General features: G+C 66.0%; 17 protein-coding genes and 1 pseudogene. 8 read left to right on the forward strand and 10 right to left on the reverse strand.

The window, feature by feature from the left end:
- Window positions 1-54: 54 nt before the first annotated feature.
- The 3 genes from madL to MGN01_RS15140 all read left to right on the forward strand — a co-directional run bounded on the left by madL (window position 55) and on the right by MGN01_RS15140 (window position 2,144).
- Entirely contained in the window at window positions 55-531 is a 477-nt protein-coding gene (gene madL, locus MGN01_RS15130; protein WP_147047658.1) for a malonate transporter subunit MadL, read from the forward strand.
- Window positions 532-536: 5 nt separating this feature from the next.
- Window positions 537-1,304 (forward strand): malonate transporter subunit MadM, encoded by a 768-nt coding sequence (madM, locus tag MGN01_RS15135; RefSeq protein WP_147047659.1) that lies wholly within the window; start codon window positions 537-539, stop codon window positions 1,302-1,304.
- A 582-nt stretch (window positions 1,305-1,886) separates the two neighbouring features.
- Window positions 1,887-2,144: a hypothetical protein gene (locus MGN01_RS15140; protein WP_238258223.1), complete on the forward strand. Its 258-nt coding sequence runs from the start codon at window positions 1,887-1,889 to the stop codon at window positions 2,142-2,144.
- Window positions 2,145-2,289: 145 nt separating this feature from the next.
- Here MGN01_RS15140 and MGN01_RS15145 read toward each other — a convergent pair whose 3' ends face one another.
- The 10 genes and pseudogenes from MGN01_RS15145 to MGN01_RS15190 form a co-directional block, all read right to left on the reverse strand.
- Window positions 2,290-2,853 (reverse strand): HupE/UreJ family protein, encoded by a 564-nt coding sequence (locus MGN01_RS15145; protein WP_147047661.1) that lies wholly within the window; start codon window positions 2,851-2,853, stop codon window positions 2,290-2,292.
- 65 nt (window positions 2,854-2,918) lie between these two features.
- On the reverse strand, window positions 2,919-3,533 hold the full coding sequence (gene ureG, locus MGN01_RS15150; RefSeq protein ID WP_147047662.1) for an urease accessory protein UreG: 615 nt from the start codon (window positions 3,531-3,533) through the stop codon (window positions 2,919-2,921).
- A gap of 8 nt (window positions 3,534-3,541) precedes the next feature.
- Window positions 3,542-4,210: an urease accessory protein UreF gene (locus MGN01_RS15155; RefSeq protein WP_238258225.1), complete on the reverse strand. Its 669-nt coding sequence runs from the start codon at window positions 4,208-4,210 to the stop codon at window positions 3,542-3,544.
- Complete coding sequence (locus tag MGN01_RS15160; protein ID WP_147047664.1) at window positions 4,203-4,703, reverse strand: urease accessory protein UreE; 501 nt, start codon at window positions 4,701-4,703, stop codon at window positions 4,203-4,205. The genes MGN01_RS15155 and MGN01_RS15160 overlap by 8 nt, the downstream gene beginning before the upstream one ends.
- Window positions 4,703-6,430: an urease subunit alpha gene (gene ureC, locus MGN01_RS15165; protein ID WP_147047665.1), complete on the reverse strand. Its 1,728-nt coding sequence runs from the start codon at window positions 6,428-6,430 to the stop codon at window positions 4,703-4,705. The genes MGN01_RS15160 and ureC overlap by 1 nt, the downstream gene beginning before the upstream one ends.
- A 2-nt stretch (window positions 6,431-6,432) precedes the next feature.
- Complete coding sequence (locus MGN01_RS15170) at window positions 6,433-7,053, reverse strand: urease subunit gamma (RefSeq protein ID WP_147047666.1); 621 nt, start codon at window positions 7,051-7,053, stop codon at window positions 6,433-6,435.
- A 72-nt stretch (window positions 7,054-7,125) separates the two neighbouring features.
- Window positions 7,126-7,971: an urease accessory protein UreD gene (locus MGN01_RS15175; protein WP_147047667.1), complete on the reverse strand. Its 846-nt coding sequence runs from the start codon at window positions 7,969-7,971 to the stop codon at window positions 7,126-7,128.
- A 10-nt stretch (window positions 7,972-7,981) separates the two neighbouring features.
- A pseudogene (locus MGN01_RS15180) lies at window positions 7,982-8,341 on the reverse strand (arginase family protein); the annotation flags it as partial.
- A 304-nt stretch (window positions 8,342-8,645) separates the two neighbouring features.
- Window positions 8,646-9,020, reverse strand: a complete 375-nt coding sequence (locus MGN01_RS15185) for a VOC family protein (RefSeq protein ID WP_147047669.1) — start codon at window positions 9,018-9,020, stop codon at window positions 8,646-8,648.
- 65 nt (window positions 9,021-9,085) lie between these two features.
- On the reverse strand, window positions 9,086-9,298 hold the full coding sequence (locus MGN01_RS15190) for a dodecin (RefSeq protein WP_147047670.1): 213 nt from the start codon (window positions 9,296-9,298) through the stop codon (window positions 9,086-9,088).
- A 928-nt stretch (window positions 9,299-10,226) separates the two neighbouring features.
- Between MGN01_RS15190 and MGN01_RS15195 the strand changes: the two genes are divergently transcribed.
- From MGN01_RS15195 to MGN01_RS15215, 5 genes are all read left to right on the forward strand, one after another.
- A complete protein-coding gene (locus tag MGN01_RS15195) occupies window positions 10,227-11,879 on the forward strand; it encodes an HlyD family secretion protein (RefSeq protein ID WP_238258227.1) in 1,653 nt (550 codons plus the stop codon).
- An 8-nt stretch (window positions 11,880-11,887) separates the two neighbouring features.
- Complete coding sequence (locus tag MGN01_RS15200) at window positions 11,888-13,093, forward strand: hypothetical protein (protein WP_147047672.1); 1,206 nt, start codon at window positions 11,888-11,890, stop codon at window positions 13,091-13,093.
- Window positions 13,090-15,045, forward strand: a complete 1,956-nt coding sequence (locus MGN01_RS15205; protein ID WP_147047673.1) for a glycosyltransferase family 2 protein — start codon at window positions 13,090-13,092, stop codon at window positions 15,043-15,045. Before MGN01_RS15200 ends, MGN01_RS15205 begins: the two co-directional genes overlap by 4 nt.
- 817 nt (window positions 15,046-15,862) lie before the next feature.
- Complete coding sequence (locus MGN01_RS15210) at window positions 15,863-16,123, forward strand: GlsB/YeaQ/YmgE family stress response membrane protein (protein WP_147047674.1); 261 nt, start codon at window positions 15,863-15,865, stop codon at window positions 16,121-16,123.
- Between the two features lie 47 nt (window positions 16,124-16,170).
- Window positions 16,171-17,157 (forward strand): PhnA-like protein, encoded by a 987-nt coding sequence (locus MGN01_RS15215; protein WP_147047675.1) that lies wholly within the window; start codon window positions 16,171-16,173, stop codon window positions 17,155-17,157.
- Window positions 17,158-17,181 lie beyond the last annotated feature (24 nt).

The raw sequence follows: 17,181 nt of genomic DNA on the forward strand, positions 1-17,181 counted from the left end.
CGCATACACATGGCCCAGCGGCTCACCTGACCGCAAGCGGGAGGTGCACCGCTCATGATTATTCTCGGTGTCGCTCTTCTTGCCGTGTGCACGCTGGTCGGCGTTTTCCTCGGTGATCTCCTCGGTGTTGCGCTCGGCGTGAAGGCCAATGTCGGCGGTGTCGGCATTGCCATGATTCTGCTGATTGCGGCGCGCGTCTGGCTGAAGAGCCATGGCCGGCTCGGCAAGGGCGTCGTCTTCGGCGTCGAGTTTTGGGCGGGCCTCTACATCCCAATCGTCGTTGCGATGGCAGCCCAACAGAATGTCGTTGCCGCGGCGAGCGGTGGCCCAATCGTGCTCATTGCCGCCACAGGATCGCTGGTGCTGTGCTTCGGCGCCGTCGCGCTGCTTAGCCGGCTGAGCCCAGGCGACGCGACGAGCGAGGCCTTCATGCATGGCGGCTCTGTTGTCGGCGGAGGAGCCAGTGACGAGCCGCAGGCGCGGCCCGCGCCGCCCTTTGCGATCCCTGCCGCCTCTGCCGCGAAGGAGTGAGCGCCATGCTGCACATGATCGAGCACGTCTTCCTCGAACAGAGCTTGGTGGCCGCGTTCGCCGTTGTCGGCGGGCTGATTCTCTTTTCGAACCTCATCGCGAGACACCTGACGGCCGGCCGGGTTCACGGCTCAGCCATCGCCATCGTGCTTGGGCTGGTGCTGGCCTACTTCGCGGGGCTCTATACGGGCGGCAAGAAAGGCGTCGCAGACGTGCCGGCCCTTGCCGGCATCGGCCTGATGGGCGGAGCAATGCTGCGCGACTTCGCTATCGTTGCCACGGCCTTCGAGGTGGATGTGGTCGAGGCCCGACGCGCCGGACTGCTCGGCGTGATCGCCCTGGCCTTGGGAACGATCCTTCCCTTCATTGTCGGCACGCTGACCGCGGTCGCCTTCGGCTACCACGATGCTGTTTCGATTACGACAATCGGCGCCGGCGCCATCACCTACATCGTCGGACCGGTGACCGGTGCCGCGATCGGCGCGGATTCGACCGTTATGGCGCTCTCCATTGCCACCGGCGTCACCAAGGCGGTGATGGTGATGGTCGGCACGCCGCTGGTTGCTCGTCTGATCGGCCTCAACAACCCGCGCTCGGCCATGGCCTATGGCGGTCTGATGGGAACGGTGAGCGGCGTCGCTGGCGGCCTCGCGGCCACGGACCCGCGCCTCGTGCCCTATGGCGCGCTCACGGCGACCTTCCACACGGGTATCGGCTGCCTGGTCGGGCCATCGATCCTCTTCCTGGCGGTGCGGGCGGTCGTTGGTGCTTGAGAGTCTGCGAACCGTTTCCGTGTATCCGTATCCGGTTCAAGGCATCGATGGATCCATTCGCCGCCCTCGCGATGCGCCGCGCGCTCGTGACCCAGCTCATGGAAGCAGCACAACTTCTCCGCGGCCATAGTGGTCGCCGTGCGCGGGACGAGCCGGGCGCAGTGGCTGATCGTGCTCCGCCTGAGCGAGAGGGAGGGGCGACCAGTTCCCGATCGACGATGCAGACTGGGCAACCCCGCCAGGAGCGGGTCCGCTCGTAGGATGCGGCCGAGTTTGGCTCAATAACAGCGTAGGGCACGAAGCGGCCGCTATGTTTGGCTGATAGCAGCAGATTTGTCGTGGCAGAGGTGAGGGAAGAGCAAACAATCCTTGGATCTAGCCAGCAGGCAAACACGCCCAAGGAGACGTGAAAGCTGCTACTAGGACACCATCGCTCAAACGCCCCAGCTTTGAAGGTGAAGTGCGGTTCAGATGGATGACGCCACCTGTCCAGAGGCTAAAACGACCCGCCATGGGCGCCATCTCTTGAGGGTTGGAAGCGCCGTCGGGCTCTCGCAGCACATCTTGCCGAGTGCCGCGACGATGATCGGAGTGTGCACCACCTTCATCGGGCTCGTGAAGATTGTAGAGGCCCGCACCGGTCCGAGCCACGTCGACGAGGGGGCCGCGTTGACCGCGCTCGTCTTCCTCGCGAGCGCAGGCTCGTCCTATCTCTCGATGCGTTGGCCTACCGAGGGCCGTCTCTCCACAAAACTCGAGGCGGCCGCGGATATCTGTTTCGTGCTCGGCTTGATCAGCTTGTCGGTGATCTCGGTTCTGTTCGCCTACGAGGTGCTGTGAAGGCGTGAAGTGGCCGCCCGGCTGCTCTCATGCCTCCGCTACAAGAAGGGCAACTACGGCGAGGCGGCTCACTACATCATCGAGACGGCTTTCGTCGAAAAGTCAGCGCGTAGCCTCCCTCCCCGTGCAGGGAGGGACCGAGGCCTCAGGCCGATCGCGCCGCAGAGGCTTCGTCCGATGCGCGCCGTGCGACCGTGCCAGCCGCAAGGATCCCGATCGCGATACCGATGGTGTGGAGGAATGCCGTCACAACGAGGAAGCCTAAGCCGTAGAGAGGCGCGGAGGCGCTCTCGGGCATCTCGGTGAAATGGGCATAGCCGTGGAAAACCGCGAAGGCGCCGATCAGCCCAGCCAGCGCCGCCGTCGGCAGGCGACGGCTGACAAGCGCGAGCAGGCCGAACACAATCACTGAGGCAAGGATAGCGGGCTCGGCATAGGGCAACTTCAGGCCGGCGAGTCCGAAGCCGGCCCCGGCCACCATCAGCGTCAGGAAGGTCGCCGGCAGTGCCCAGACGGCGCGCCCACCACGCAGCGCCCCGATCAGGCCGACGGCGACCATCGCGAGCACGTGGTCGGCTCCGGTGACGGGATGAAGCATGCCGGCCGCAAGACTCTGAGTGCCGCCATGCCCCGGATGCGCCCACGCTCCGGTGGTCATGCCTGCGAGGAGAAGGCTGGCCACCGCTGACGATGCAAGAGAACGGAGCATGATAATTCCTGGCTGTGTGTTGGATTGATGCGAAGGCCCCAGCGAAGCGGGTGGCTGCGGGAGGGTCAAGCGAGGCCTCCGGCCGTCTTGATGAACTGGGCGACCGCGTCGGCTCCCCGGCCCTCGCGCAACGACGAGAACACGTAGGGGCGCGTCCCCCGCACGCGCTTGGTATCGGCCTCCATCACGCCGAGATCGGCGCCGACGAGGGGAGCGAGGTCGGTCTTGTTGACGATGAGCAGGTCCGAGCGAGTGATGCCTGGACCGCCTTTGCGCGGGATCTTCTCGCCGCCAGCAACGTCGATCACGTAGAGCGTTATATCGGCGAGCTCCGGCGAGAAGGTCGCGGCGAGGTTGTCGCCGCCGGATTCAATTAGCACCACGTCGAGCCCCGGAAAGCGGCGACGCATCTCGGCCACGGCCGCGAGGTTGATCGAGGCGTCCTCGCGGATCGCGGTGTGTGGGCAGCCACCTGTCTCGACGCCCATGATGCGCTCCTCGGGCAGCGCCCCGGCCACGGTGAGGATGCGGGCATCCTCCTTCGTATAGATGTCGTTGGTGATCGCGCAGATGTCGTAGGCATCGCGCAGGCGTTTGCAGAGCTGCTCCATCAACGCGGTCTTGCCAGAGCCGACGGGGCCGCCGATGCCGACGCGGAGCGGGCCGTTCTGCGAGGTCATGTGGTTCCTCAGGAGCGGAAGATGCGAGAATACTGGGTCTCGTGCCGGAAGGAGCCGAGATCGACCCGCAGCGTCGCGGAGCCGAGACTGTCCAGGCCGAGATCCTCGACCTCGCCGGCCAGGGCCGCGACGCGGGGAACAAGTGCCGCGACGATCCGGGTACCGGCGCTCTGGCCGATCGGTGCCGAGCGCAAAGCTGCCGAGACGAGGTTCTGCACGAAGGCGAGCCCGTAGGCGGCAAGCATGTCGAGGCGCGTCATGCCGTGCGCCGCCGCCGCTGCCCCAACGGCTACGGGAAATGCGACCGCTGCCGGCAACGCCGCTCCAACCGCCGTCATCTCCTCGCAAGGCCATGCGGCCAGCGTGGCGTCGAGAAAGCTGCGGCCCTGCTGGCTCGTCTCCAGATGCAGCTCCCGAGAGGGTGCCAATGCGAGCGCCAGTTCGTTGACGGCGGCGAGCGCAGCCGGGTCGGCGGCCGCGCTGTGCGCATTGCCGGCCAGGATCATGTCGTTGCGGCCGGCGCCGAGCTCCAGCACGTCGACGAGCCATATCCGGAGACTCGCTTCGTCATGGATGGCGCCGATCTCCACCGCCCATTCCAGCCCGTGCGAATAGGCGAAGCCGCCGACTGGATAAGTCGGAGACAGCCACGCCATCAGCTGCAGGGTGTCAATCATGGGCGTGATCGTGGTGCGCGTGCCCGCGCGAATGCCCGCGGCTATGCCCATGCGAATGTCCGCCGGCATAGGCGCCGCCCTCCGGCCGGAACGGCCGCTCGACGGGCTCGGCCGTGCCGCCGAGGCCGCGCACCATCTCGGCCAACACGTGGTCATGTGCGATGTAGACCGCATCGGCCGCGATCTCGGCGGGGATGTGCCGGTTGCCGATATGCCAGATCAACCGCTTGAGGGCGTGGTCCGAGGCGGCGCGGATTTCGAGCAATCGCTCCGGCGCGGCCTCGACCCAGACCAGTCGTCCGTCGTCGAGCACCAGCGCATCGCCGTCGTCGAGCACCGTTGCCTCGTGCAGGTCGAGCAGGAAGGCGAGACCCCCGACGCCCTGCATCGCCATGCGGCGGCGGTGGCGATCGCCATGGTCCAGCACGATCCGGTCGACGATCTCACCGCTCTCGAGCTGGTCTCGGCGGATGACATGAGTGGCGCGCATCATCAGAACAGGAAGTAGCGCTGGGCCATGGGCAGGACCTCGGCCGGCTCGCAGACAAGCAATTCGCCGTCGGCACGCACGTCGTAGGTCTCGGGGTCGACCTCGATGACCGGTGTCGCGTCGTTGAGGATCATGCTCTTCTTCGAGATGCCACCGCGCACGTTCTCAACCGCCACGAGTTCCTTCTGAACGCCGAGCCGCTCGCGCAGGCCGCTCTCCACCGCTGTCCTGGAGACGAAGGTCAGCGCCGTGGCAAAGGGGGACCGGCCGAAGGCACCGAACATCGGCCGGTAATGCACCGGCTGCGGCGTCGGGATCGAGGCATTGGGGTCGCCCATCGGCGCGGTGGCGATCATGCCGCCCTTCAGTACCAGATCTGGCTTCACGCCGAAGAAGGCCGGCGACCACAACACGAGATCGGCGAGTTTCCCCGGCTCCACCGAGCCGATATGGCGCGAGACGCCATGCGCGATGGCCGGGTTGATCGTGTATTTCGCCACATAGCGGCGAGCGCGCAGGTTGTCGTTGCCGGAGGCGTCCCCCGGCAGGCTGCCGCGCTGGCGCTTCATCTTATCAGCGGTCTGCCAAGTGCGGATGACGACCTCGCCGACCCGGCCCATGGCCTGGCTGTCGGACGACATCATCGAGAGCGCGCCGATGTCGTGCAGGATGTCCTCGGCCGCGATGGTCTCCTTGCGGATGCGGCTTTCGGCGAAGGCGAGGTCTTCGGGAATCGACGGGTCGAGGTGATGGCACACCATCAGCATGTCGAGATGCTCGTCGATGGTGTTCTTCGTGAACGGTCGTGTCGGGTTCGTCGACGACGGGAGCACGTTGGCGAGCCCAGCGACCTTGATGATGTCCGGCGCGTGGCCGCCGCCCGCCCCCTCCGTGTGGAAGGCGTGGATGGTGCGGCCCTTGAAGGCCGCGATGGTATCCTCGACGAAGCCCGACTCGTTGAGGGTGTCGGTATGAATCATCACCTGGATGTCGTGGGCATCGGCCACCGACAGGCAGGTGTCGATCGCGGCCGGCGTCGTGCCCCAGTCCTCGTGGAGCTTCAGCGCGCAGACGCCGGCCCGGATCATCTCTTCGAGCGATCCGGGCAGTGAGGCGTTGCCCTTGCCGGCGAAGGCGAGGTTCATCGGGAAGGAATCCGCCGCCTCGATCATCCGGGCGATGTGCCAGGGGCCCGGCGTGCAGGTGGTGGCGAAGGTGCCATGCGCCGGCCCGGTGCCGCCGCCGAGCATCGTGGTGATGCCCGAGCACAAAGCCTCCTCGATCTGCTGCGGGCAGATGAAGTGGATGTGGCTGTCGAAGCCGCCGGCTGTGAGGATCTTGCCCTCGCCCGCGATCACCTCGGTGCCGGGACCGACGACGATGTCGACACCGGACTGCACGTCCGGGTTGCCGGCCTTGCCGAGCCGGGCGATGCGGCCCTTCACGATGCCGACATCGCACTTCACCACGCCCCAGTGGTCGAGGACCACGGCGTTGGTGATGACGGTGTCGACGGCGCCGTCCTTGTTGGTGGCCTGGGACTGGCCCATGCCGTCGCGGATGACCTTGCCGCCTCCGAACTTCACCTCCTCGCCATAGGTGGTGAGATCGCGCTCCACCTCGATTTCGAGACTGGTATCGGCGAGCCGGATGCGGTCGCCCGTGGTCGGGCCGAACATGTCGGCATAAGCGGCACGCGGCAGCGAGGCGGGCTTCGGGGAGTTTGCCATCGTCAGAGGCCGCCCATTACCGCGCCACGGAATCCGTAGACCGCGCGGGCGCCCGAGAGCGGTACCAGCACCACCTCCCGCGTCGAGCCGGGCTCGAAGCGCACCGCTGTGCCCGGGGCGATGTCGAGGCGCTTGCCGCGAGCCTGCTCACGGTCGAAGACGAGGCCCGAATTGACCTCGTAGAAATGGTAGTGTGAGCCGACCTGGATCGGGCGGTCACCGCTATTGGCGACCTCGATCACGGTGCGTTCGGCGCCCACGTTGAAGACGATCTCGCCAGGCTTCGTCGTGACGGTGCCGGGTACGTCGTCCGAGGCAGCGCCGCGGATTGGGTGGTGCACCGTGACGAGCTTGGTGCCGTCGGGAAACGTCGCCTCGACCTGGATGTCGTGGATCATCTCGGGGATGCCCGGCATTACCTGCTCTGCCGTGAGCACGGTGGCGCCGGCTTGCATCAACTCGGCCACCGAGCGCCCATCCCGCGCGCCCTCGACGACGAAATCGGTGATCAGCGCCACCGCCTCGGGATGGTTGAGCTTCACGCCGCGCGCTAGACGATTGCGCGCTACCTGCGCGGCCATGGCGATCAGCAGCTTGTCCTTTTCGCGGGGGGTCAGAAGCACAAGGGCGGTCCTGTTCTGGATCAGATCCTCACGAGCAAGAATCATGCGCACTAAAAGATCAACCGTGAGGGGTTAGGTCTGCCAAACTCGTGGCATCGGCGTTCCACGATAGGCGGCGAGGAAGCGGGCCACATGCACGCGCAACGACCCGATCGCTGGGCCGAGCAGGCGGATGGCGAGATGCCCGTTCCAGGCGCTCGCGCCGGCTTCGATTTCTTGGCCCGCCTCGCCGATCAGGGCGCGGGCCTCGTCGAGCCTGGATTCGGCGCCCGGCGAGAGGTCGATGATGGTGCCGAGCGCCCGCGCGCCACCGCAGATCGCGGAACGGGCCAGCATGGCTTCGATTGGGCCGTCGAAGCGAAGTGTGTCCGCATAGGTCAAATGGCCATCGCGGCGGATGCGCCAGACATCCTCGAACATTGCGTCGTTGAGCCTTTCGCCATGCGCGGTGCGCCCGAAAGCCACAAGTTCCACGACCAGCAGGCCAGCATCGCCGGCGAGGTCGGCCTCGAAACGGCGGCGCAGGCGCGAGCGGTCGAACAGGATGGTTTCTTGTGGGAGCCAGGCGAGGGTCGCACCGGCCGCTACGGTGGCTCTATTGACGATCGTGCTGGTCGGCCCGTCGGATTTGTAAATTTTTTCTGCCGCCGTGGTGGTCAGGACGAAGGCCGTCCCTGGGTGGAGATCGAGCACGGTCTCGAAATGATCGCCGCAGGCCACGCCGCCGGCCGTATTCACCTGAATGCCTTCGAGCGTGCCGTCCCCGACATTGGGGAAACGCAATCGCAAGGGGCCTGCTTCCGAGAGATCCCGGACGCGGCTGCGCCCCCCGAAATCGCCGATGGTCAGGCTGACGTTTCCCTGCGAACGCTGGCGGACGGGAGGAGCCGCCAAGGGGGCGGCAAGTGGAGCGTGAATGGAGCTGTCCTCAGTTCAGGCGGTCGGAATGCGGCACGGCGTCGATGATCGGTCGATCCAGGATGCGGCGCCCGAGCAGACTTGCCACCAACTCGACCCGCACGCGAGCGCTGCGGCCACGCTCGCCGAGAAACAGATTGAGTTCGACGACGTCAAGCGAACCGACCAGCCTGGAATCGTGCAACCTCTCCATGATGAGATGCGCCTCGCGGAAGGTATCGCCGCCAGGCACCGCGGTGCCGACGGCCGGGGCAGTGCCAGGATCGAGGACGTCGATGTCGAAGCTCGCGTGAAGATGGCCGCCCTCGGCCCCAACGCGGGCGCGCACCTCGCGCAGGGGTGCAACCACATTGAACTCGTCGAGCGACTGCGCAATCGTTGGCGCCGACGAACAGGGTTTCGAGCTAACGGGAATCGGCGAGGCGAAAGCGTTATCGATCTAAACGTTGCTCGAAGCCGCCAACAAGCAGGGGGGCCGGCGGGCCGCACGCGCATCGTAATCGTGCGAGCGTATGACGAGACAGGACAGGCTATTTACGGCGAGGAGGTTGTTCTCCACGGCCCTGCCGTCTCCCCCGAAACGCGGCATCTCTGGCGAGCCATGGCAGCGATGAACACCTTAGATCGCGCCTTGGCCCGTAAGGCTGAATAGAGCGACTCCGGCCGCGGTTGTGTCAGTTTGCCGGCTTGGTCCGTGCCGTGAGCTTGTTTCCATCTGGATCGCGAAGGTAAGCGACAAAAGACCCGTTCGGGCGCTCTGCGGGCGGGCTCTCGATCGCGGTGCCGCCGTGCGTGGTTCCAGCCTCGTGCCAAGCGAGAACATGATCAGGGCTGGCAGCGCCGATCCCGATCGTTCCACCGTTAGCCGCGGTTGCTGGCTCGCCGTTGATCGGCTTCGTGATCATCAGCCGACCGCCGTCGTGGTCGTAGATCAGCCTGCCTCTCGCATCCATTTTGCCGGGCGTGCCGCCCAACGCAGCAAAGGTGGCGTCATAGAAGCGTTTGGCCTGCTCCAGATCGTTGCTGCCGATCATAACGTGGGTGAACATGCTTGATCTCCGGAAAGGGCCAACACCGTTAGCTAAGTCGAGGCCCCTACGGGTAGGCGACCGTCTCAGGTCCCTTCCATCGTGAACCCGACCTTGAGCGTCACCTGGTAGTGGTGAACCTTCCCATCCTCAATGTGGCCGCGCGTTTCGAGAACCTCAAACCATCGTAGGTTCCGGATCGTTTGGCCGGCGCGGCTTACCGCTCCCTGGATGGCATCCTCGATCGAGTTTGGAGACGACCCGACGAGTTCGACGACCTTGTAGACGTGCTCTGACATGGCGCTCTCCATGATCCTACGATCTAGAGAAACAGGCCTGAGACGCCAGCCGATCCATTGTACCTCGGCCTATCTCTTCCCGCTCTGAATGACTGCGGCTTCATCGGCGCTGCCGGCAAGTCCCGAGGTAGCGGCGCGGCACTCTCAAGATCGACGAAACAGATGCCCCGTCGCGGGGCGTATTTCGGCAGCCGCTTGGCGGCGCGCCCACGCTCTGGTTGTCTGCCACGCATGACGTTCTGCGAGGCCGTTCCTCTCCCCGATGGCCTCGGCCGCTCGCCTGCGGCGCTCAGGGAGTACAAGTCTTACCGGCGCTGCCCTTCGGATCCCGAGGCGAGGTACGCCAACACCCCACTTTCAAGCGAAAGATCCCAGTCTGGTCGACGATCTCCCGCTCGTTCCCAGAGCAGGTGATGCTGATGCGATAACGAGTTCTCAGTGTCAGTAGAGCGGATTGCACGATGACGAGCGAGACGTTTCGGCACTTCCTGGTCATCCGCTTCCCAGTGTCGTCTGCACTATCTAGCTCTGGCGTTTTCTCCTCAAAAAGCCCGCAAAAATGGCATCATGCCAAGTATATTGGCAATAGAGAGCAAAAATCCAGAATTTGCGCAAGCATATGTGAGCCTGGTAAGCTGTTGTCTAGAATATATATGTGTCAATTTTGCATCACTAACTTATATTTTAGCGACAAGGTGACGCATGAGCACCTGAGTATATTATGGCGAAAACGTGATCAGGTCGAATTTAAGAGAAAATTTCGCAACCCTTTTGGCGTCGCAGCAATTCAGTGGGCATCGCACAAGCCCGATCAGTGCGCCGCCGGCCCTAGCCCTGGGCTGGCACAGACCCGTCTTTTACGGAGATGGCCTTGTCTCAGCCTACCCTCTTGCCTGCGACTGCGCACCGTCATGGTCGGCTTGTCCGCGTGTCGAGCGTCGGCCTCGCTTCGGTACTCGCGCTCCTGATCGGCACATCGGTTCTGCCGCCCATCATTGCGGACCAATCCGACCGTGCTGTCGTCAATGCACCGGTGACGCTCCTCACTGCTCCGATTGCCGGTGATATCGCGGCGATCCCCGTCTCGGCTGGGGAGAGTGTCGAGCCTGGGTCGCTAGTAGCCCGGATTAGTAATGACCGCCTCGACCGCTCTACGGCGATCCAGCTCGCTGGGCGTGTATCCGAACTCCGCGAGCGCGCGCTCGCCGCCGAGAACAAGCGCCGTTCGAACGAAGCGTATCTCGCCGCCCTCGATCAGGCGATCCGCGAGCAATCCGCGCAGCTGTCGCAAGTGCTGCGTGCGCAAGTCGAGGAGTTGAGGGCCAAGATCGCCTCAGCCGTTGCCTCGGGAGAGGAGAAGAAGGTGCTGATGGATCGCCAGACTGGTATGGTCGCCCGCGACGTGGCGAGCCCCGACATGGTTAAGTCCACTACCCAGGCCTACAACGCCGCCCTGCAGGAGAAGCGGGCCGCCGAGGCCAAGCTCAGCCAAAAGACCGTTCAACTCGACGGCCTTGCACACGGACTCTACGCGGGCGACGAACTTCGCAACCTCGCTGACCTGTCGCAGAAGCGGCTTTCAATCACCTACGACACCCAGCGCCTCGCCATTGAGGAGAAGGAGCTGAAGGCCGCTATGGTCGACCAGCAGGCACTCCTCACACGCGAGGAGCAACGCCTCGATAAGCTCGCCGCTACCGAGATTAAGGCCGCCACCAAGGGCGTCGTCTTCAGCCTCAACGCCACGGGCGGGCGGCACGTCGGCGCCGGCGACAGCCTCGCTTCGGTGGTCGACTGCGAGCGTAGCTTCGTCGTCGCGATCTTCTCCTACCGCCAGGGCCAGAACCTGCAGGTGGGAAGCCCGGTGACGATCTCAGGCGAGCCAAGCGGCCCGCGCCCGGGGGTCGTCACCGAAATCCTACCCAAGACGAGCGACACGGTTGACGCGACTTACGCCGTGCCCTTTCCGCAGACCGAGCGGCGTGAACTCTACGTTCTGGTCAAGCCAAAGGCCCTCGCAATCCCTGCCGCTGACACTGGCGCGACCAAGAACGCAGCCAAGAACCTAGCGGAGGCAGCCTGCGGCGTTGGCCGCTGGGTAACCGTGACCCGCGAACCGGGCTGGGTGCCCTCGACCTCGGTCGTCTGGCACGAACTTCAGGATGGCGCGACAGGTCTCGTGTCGAGGGCAGCCTCGGCCGCGCCGGGCCTTGTCGAGGGTCTAGTGAGCCATGCGCAGACGGCGGTCGCCTCCGCCGCCGAGACTCTGAGGCAACTGGCTGCCTCCTCGGAAAGGAAGGTGGCCGAGCCCGATGCAAACCGCGCCTCGGCCGTTCCGCCGACGCGACCTGCGCCGGCAACGACCGCCGCGATCGATCCCCCGAAGGTCCCAGCGCTCGTATCCTCACCCGCGCCGGTTCAGGCAACACCTTCGTCTCCGGCGAGCGTCCCGGTGCCGGCCGCCGAAACTGCCCCGGGCCGGCGCATCGCAGCGCCACCCCTGCCACCGATGCGGCCCGACGCGCTGCGTGGCGAGGCCCCCGACCGGGCGCTTCGCCCTTCGGTCGAGGCAAGCAACTGAGGGCTGCCCTGGCGGCGCTCGCCCTCGGCCTCGGATTATCGGCGCCCGCGCACGCGGCCGACGATCTCGGGCTGAGCCTGTGCCGCGCCCTGTCTGCCGCTGTCGATAGGACAGCACCGGACGGGGGGCCAGTCTTCCTGGCGAGCTACGAGCCGGGGCCAAACGAGGGGCAAGTGCCCCAGCCCCTGCGCAACGCAGCCTTCGCCTACGACAATGCGCTTGCCGCGACCGCCCTACAGGCTTGCGGGGACCTGCCCCGCGCCCGTCAGATCGGCGAGGCATTCCTCGCCGCGATCGAAAGCGATCGGACCTTCAAGGACGGGCGGGTGCGCAACGCTTACCGCGCCGGCCCCCTGCGCACGCCGCCAGTGCTGCTTCCCGGCTGGTGGGACGAGGCAGCCAGCCTCTGGTCGGAGGATCGCTACCAAGTGAGCACCGCGACCGGCAACGTCGCCTGGGTCGGGCTCGCCCTCGTCAATCTCGGTGCAGCGACGCACGACGCGCGCTTCGCGGCCGGCGCCCAACGGCTGACCGACTGGATCCGGTCGCGCACGACCCGCCTAGATGCACCAGGCTTCACGGGCGGGCTCGACGGCTATGACCCGCAGCAGGGCTCAATCACCTGGGCCTCGACCGAGCACAACCTTGACATCGTCGCCCTGGGACGCCGCCTTGGTACGCCCGAGGGTCGGACGGTTGCGGCCTCGGGCCGCACGTTTCTCGACGCCGCCTTTGATGCGCGCACGGGCTGCTTTCGGATGGGGACCGATCCACAGGGGCGCATGCGTGGAATCGAGGCGCTGGCCCTCGACACGCAGCTCTGGCCGCTCCTTGGGGTCGCCGACCCGCCGCAGGCGTGGCGCCGCTCGCTCGCCTGCGCGAACGACCGCCTGAATGTGCCCGGCGGGTTCGACTTCAACAACGACCGCGACGGGCTGTGGATCGAGGGCACCGCGCAGGCGGCACTTGCCTTCCGCTGGGCAGGGGACGCTCCCCGGGCCGACGCGCTCCTTCGAACGCTTTCTGGCCAGCGCGCGCCCTCGGGCTGGCTCTACGCTACGCGCGAAGCAAGGCTGACGACCGGCCTGCAGATTGGGCCGGCGAGCACAAGCGACGACTTCTTCTACTTCCGCCGTCCGCATCTCGGTGCGACCGCCTGGGCCGCCCTCGCGGCGCTCGGTTTCAACCCCTTCGCCGGAAGCCCTCTGCGATGATGTTCCCAGCTCCCGGCGACGCGGTTTCCGTGCTCGCGCTCACTCTGTCGATTGCGCTCGGCTTCTTCGCGCTGTCGGGCATGCTGAGGCCGGAGCGCGCCCTTGACCGTTTCTTGTTCGGCGCCCTTACGGCCACGCTCATTACCACCTACACACGCTGGCGCTGGAACGACACCCTGCCGCCGCTCGCCTTCGAAGCCGGGGCGCTGTGGGCATACCTGTTCTTCGCCGCCGAGACGGTGGCCGTGGTCTACACATTGCTCTCGGTGGTCATCCTTCTGCGTTTCAAGGACCGCTCGGCAGAAGCGGACGCCGCCCAGGCCCGCCACGCAGCGAGCGAGCAATGGCCGGCCGTCGACGTCTTCATCTGCAGCTACAACGAGCCGCGCGAGGTCGTTGAGAAGTCGATCCTGCCCGCGCTCGCAATCGATTACGGCCCGAAGACCGTCTGGGTCTGCGACGACACTCGCCGCGACTGGCTGAAAGCCTTCTGCGAGGAAGTCGGCGCGCATTACATCACGCGCTCCGACAATAAGGGCGCCAAGGCCGGCAACCTCAATAATGCATTGGCGCATACCGCGCAGCGCACCAACGCGTCCCTAATCCTCGTGCTCGACGCGGATTTCGCGCCTCAGCCAAATATCCTCAGGCGCATGGTCGGGCTGTTCGACGACCCGAAGGCAGCGGTGGTGCAGTCGCCGCAGTTCTTCTTCAACGCCGACCCGATCCAGCACAACCTTGCGGCTTCCGAGAGTTGGGTCGACGACCAGCGAATCTTCTTTGACGTTTTCCAGCCCGCAAAGGACGCCTGGAACGCTGCCTTCTGCGTCGGCACCTCGTTCATCGTGCGCCGCGATCGGCTCACGGAGATCGGCGGATTTCCCGACGCGGCGATCTGCGAGGATCTCAACCTGTCGCTCGGTATGGCGCGCCGGGGCTACGCCACGCATTGGCTGAACGAGCGCTTGAGCATGGGCCTCTCGGCGGAGGGACTGCCGGAATACATCACGCAACGCACCCGCTGGTGTCTCGGCACGATCCAGATTGCGCTCCTGCGCGACGGCCCCCTGCGCGGGCCAGGCTATAGCCTCGTCCAGCGTGTCCACTTTCTGCACGGCGTTCTGAACTGGGCCTGCAAGCCCTACATCGTGCTGATGCTGCTGGCGCCTGCCATCTACTGGATCGCCGGCCTGCCGGCTTTTGAGGCGGACGTGATGTCCTTCCTGCGCTACGGCGCGCCGCCGCTCTTCGCTTTGTGGGCGTATAGTGGCTGGGTCTCCCGCTCACGCACCCTGCCAATCTTCATGGAGGTGACGCACGCAATCAGTGCGCTCGCCGTAACCATGACCCTGATTCAGGCGACGTTCCAGCCTTTCGGCCGGCCCTTCAAGGTCACCGAGAAGGGCGGCGACCGCTCGCAGATGCGTGTTCGCTGGCGGATGGCAGCCGCATTCGGTGGCCTTGCCCTCCTCTCGGCCTTCAGCATCGTCTGGGCGTTCATCAATCCAAGCGCGCCGTCTGAGATCTCGGACATTGACTACTTCAACCTCGTCTGGGCCGGGGTGGCGATGGTCCTGACCTTCATCTGCTTCCTCGTCTGCTTCGAACATCCGCGCGAGGACCTTGCCTTCCGCTACGAGGCCGACGCGATGCTTGAGAGCGGGAAGGTCATGCGACCCTGTCGCATTGCGACCCTTTCGCCAACCCGAGCGACAATCGTCGGAGCGTGCGAGCCGGCTGTAACAGGCGCGCCGCTCATCCTGCACCTGCCCGGGATCGGTTCCGTGCGAGCCGTCGTCGACGCGGCCAGCCTCGCACTCGATCCTACGCCTCAGCAGTACCGCGCCTTGATCGTCGCTCTCTACGCGACGCCGCGCGACACCATCGCCCGCACCGCCCGCTTCGGACCAGCAGTCGGTGGCCTCGTCCGCCGTGGCCTTGGCCTAAGGTGAAACGGCGCGTGCGGGACGACCGATGCAGGCTCGGCACATGGAGGCGCTTGGACTGAATCTGGCAGAGAAAAATAATTCGATCGGGCCGAAATCCATCCCGGCACTTCAAGAACACCCCGATCCGAATTGTTCTCTCACCGCATGGTTCAGACGAAAAATCCCGCGATATATGAACGTTGTCCTAGCACTATGCCGCATTGACCTCGCAGGTCGATGACCTGCCATCGTGCCGTTTCAGCGAAATCCGCCGATCGCGGCGCAAGCAACCGCGCTGCAGCAGAAAGCGTTCCGAGAAGATTTTCGAAGTTTTTCCGGTACGCCCCGTGCGTGGACGGCTCTCGCCGCGCGCACACCGGCTGACCGCCGGCTTGACCCGCGTCGGCGCGCCGGTGGGCACTCTCGACGGAAACTGCGCCTGCACAATCAGCAAAATCACTCGAAAATTTGATAAATGCGAATCTCTTTGCCGAGAGGGGTATCGCTGTAAATATTCGGAACAAGTCACAGCTGGCATCGCTTTGTATAGGTAACTCGCTCGTTCTAGCGCTGCCTCCACTGGTCGGCAGGGGCCAGGGCGAGGGTGCAGGCCGGGCGAGACAGACGAGTTTTCTCGGCCGATCCTGATCCACCCGCATTCGGAACCGGTCGAGGCGCAGGCGCGACCGAGATCGGCCCATCGAAGGAACGTGAAAAGCAGCCCGCAACCCGCCTCGACGGCGCTGCGGCCCGATCACGCTCGCCCCGCACAGGACTGCATCGGTGCTGCCCGCCGGCCTGTGGCCCATGGGATGTGGCACATGCATCAGGAGCCAAGACGATGTCCTTGCTAACCTGCATCGTGCTCGGCCTGATTGCCGGCTTCAACGCGACCGGGCTCGCCGATCGCATCGGCCAGGGTCTCGTCGTCGATATCCTGCTCGGCGTCGTGGGTGCCGTCGTCGGCGGCGTCCTGTTCGACGAGTTCGGGCAGCCCGGCACGTCCGGGGTCAAGCTCGACGGCCTGCTCCTCGCCGTCATCGGCGCGATCGTCGTGTCGCCGCTCTCCCACGCCCTGGTGGGGCGCCGCCGCGTCGTCTGAGCCGCTCCCGCCTTTCCCACGCTCGATCCGCAATCCAGGAGCCTTCCATGGCCGTCGGCACTCAAAGCACGCCCAGCACCACGCCTTCAGGTCCCGGCCGCCCGCCGGGCGACCGCGACCTGCCGCAGGCCAGTAGGATCACTCCGGCCGAGGACATGCGCACCATTGCCCTCCATCAGGTCTCCTGGGGGGCCGTCTTCGCCGGCGCCACCGCGGCGCTGGTGTTGCAGGTCATCCTGAACATGCTCGGCCTCGGCGTCGGCCTCTCGACGGTCGATCCGGCGGGGGACGGCACGCCGGGGGCCAGCTCGCTCGGGCTGGGCGCCGGCCTGTGGTGGGTCGTCTCCGGCATCCTCGCCTCGGCGGCCGGCGGCTATCTCGCCGGGCGGCTGTCGGGCAAGCCGTCGCCCACCACCGCCGGCTACCACGGCCTGATCTCCTGGGCGGTGGCGACCCTGGTGATCTTCTATATGCTGTCCTCGGCCGTGAGCGGCCTCGTCGGCGGGGTCTTCAACACCGCCTCCGGCGCGGCTGGTGGGCTCGGCAGGGCGGCCGGCGGCTCGATCCAAACCGTAGCGCAGACCGCGGCCCCGTCGCTGAGCAAGATCTCCGACCCCTTCTCCGGTATCGAGAACCGAGTCCGCAGCGGCGCCAACGGCCAGGATCCGGCCGCGCTCAAGGACGCCGCCGTCAGCGCCATGCGCGCCGCTGTGACGGGCGACGACGCCCAGCAGTCCGAGGCGACCGAGAGGGCTGCGCAGGCGCTCGCCAAGGCGCAGAACATCCCGGTCGAGCAGGCCCGGACCCAGGTCCAGCAGTACAGCCAGCAGTTCAAGGACGCGGCGGCCAAGGCCAAGGAGCAGGCCAAGCAGGCCGCCGACGCCACCGCCCGCGCGGCCTCGCAAGCCGCGCTCTACGGCGCCCTGGCGCTGATCCTCGGCGGGCTGGCCGCCTACTTCGGCGGCCGCGGCGCGGCCGTCGATCCGACCGTCACGCGCACCACCGGCACGACGGCCGCACAGCGCCGCGCCTGATCGCGTCCCGCGACCGACGCCCCC

It is taken from the genome of Methylobacterium gnaphalii (assembly GCF_007992215.1).
GTDB classification, from domain to species: Bacteria; Pseudomonadota; Alphaproteobacteria; order Rhizobiales; family Beijerinckiaceae; genus Methylobacterium; species Methylobacterium gnaphalii.

Coding starts and splice junctions, on each gene's coding strand:
- ureC (WP_147047665.1), bottom strand. CDS start 6,430: ATGGCAAACTCCCCGAAGCCCGCCTCGCTGCCGCGTGCCGCTTATGCC.
- MGN01_RS15210 (WP_147047674.1), top strand. CDS start 15,863: ATGTCCTTGCTAACCTGCATCGTGCTCGGCCTGATTGCCGGCTTCAAC.
- MGN01_RS15140 (WP_238258223.1), top strand. CDS start 1,887: ATGATCGGAGTGTGCACCACCTTCATCGGGCTCGTGAAGATTGTAGAG.
- MGN01_RS15190 (WP_147047670.1), bottom strand. CDS start 9,298: ATGTCAGAGCACGTCTACAAGGTCGTCGAACTCGTCGGGTCGTCTCCA.
- ureG (WP_147047662.1), bottom strand. CDS start 3,533: ATGACCTCGCAGAACGGCCCGCTCCGCGTCGGCATCGGCGGCCCCGTC.
- MGN01_RS15155 (WP_238258225.1), bottom strand. CDS start 4,210: ATGATTGACACCCTGCAGCTGATGGCGTGGCTGTCTCCGACTTATCCA.
- madM (WP_147047659.1), top strand. CDS start 537: ATGCTGCACATGATCGAGCACGTCTTCCTCGAACAGAGCTTGGTGGCC.
- MGN01_RS15205 (WP_147047673.1), top strand. CDS start 13,090: ATGATGTTCCCAGCTCCCGGCGACGCGGTTTCCGTGCTCGCGCTCACT.
- madL (WP_147047658.1), top strand. CDS start 55: ATGATTATTCTCGGTGTCGCTCTTCTTGCCGTGTGCACGCTGGTCGGC.
- MGN01_RS15145 (WP_147047661.1), bottom strand. CDS start 2,853: ATGCTCCGTTCTCTTGCATCGTCAGCGGTGGCCAGCCTTCTCCTCGCA.
- MGN01_RS15215 (WP_147047675.1), top strand. CDS start 16,171: ATGGCCGTCGGCACTCAAAGCACGCCCAGCACCACGCCTTCAGGTCCC.
- MGN01_RS15160 (WP_147047664.1), bottom strand. CDS start 4,703: ATGATGCGCGCCACTCATGTCATCCGCCGAGACCAGCTCGAGAGCGGT.
- MGN01_RS15185 (WP_147047669.1), bottom strand. CDS start 9,020: ATGTTCACCCACGTTATGATCGGCAGCAACGATCTGGAGCAGGCCAAA.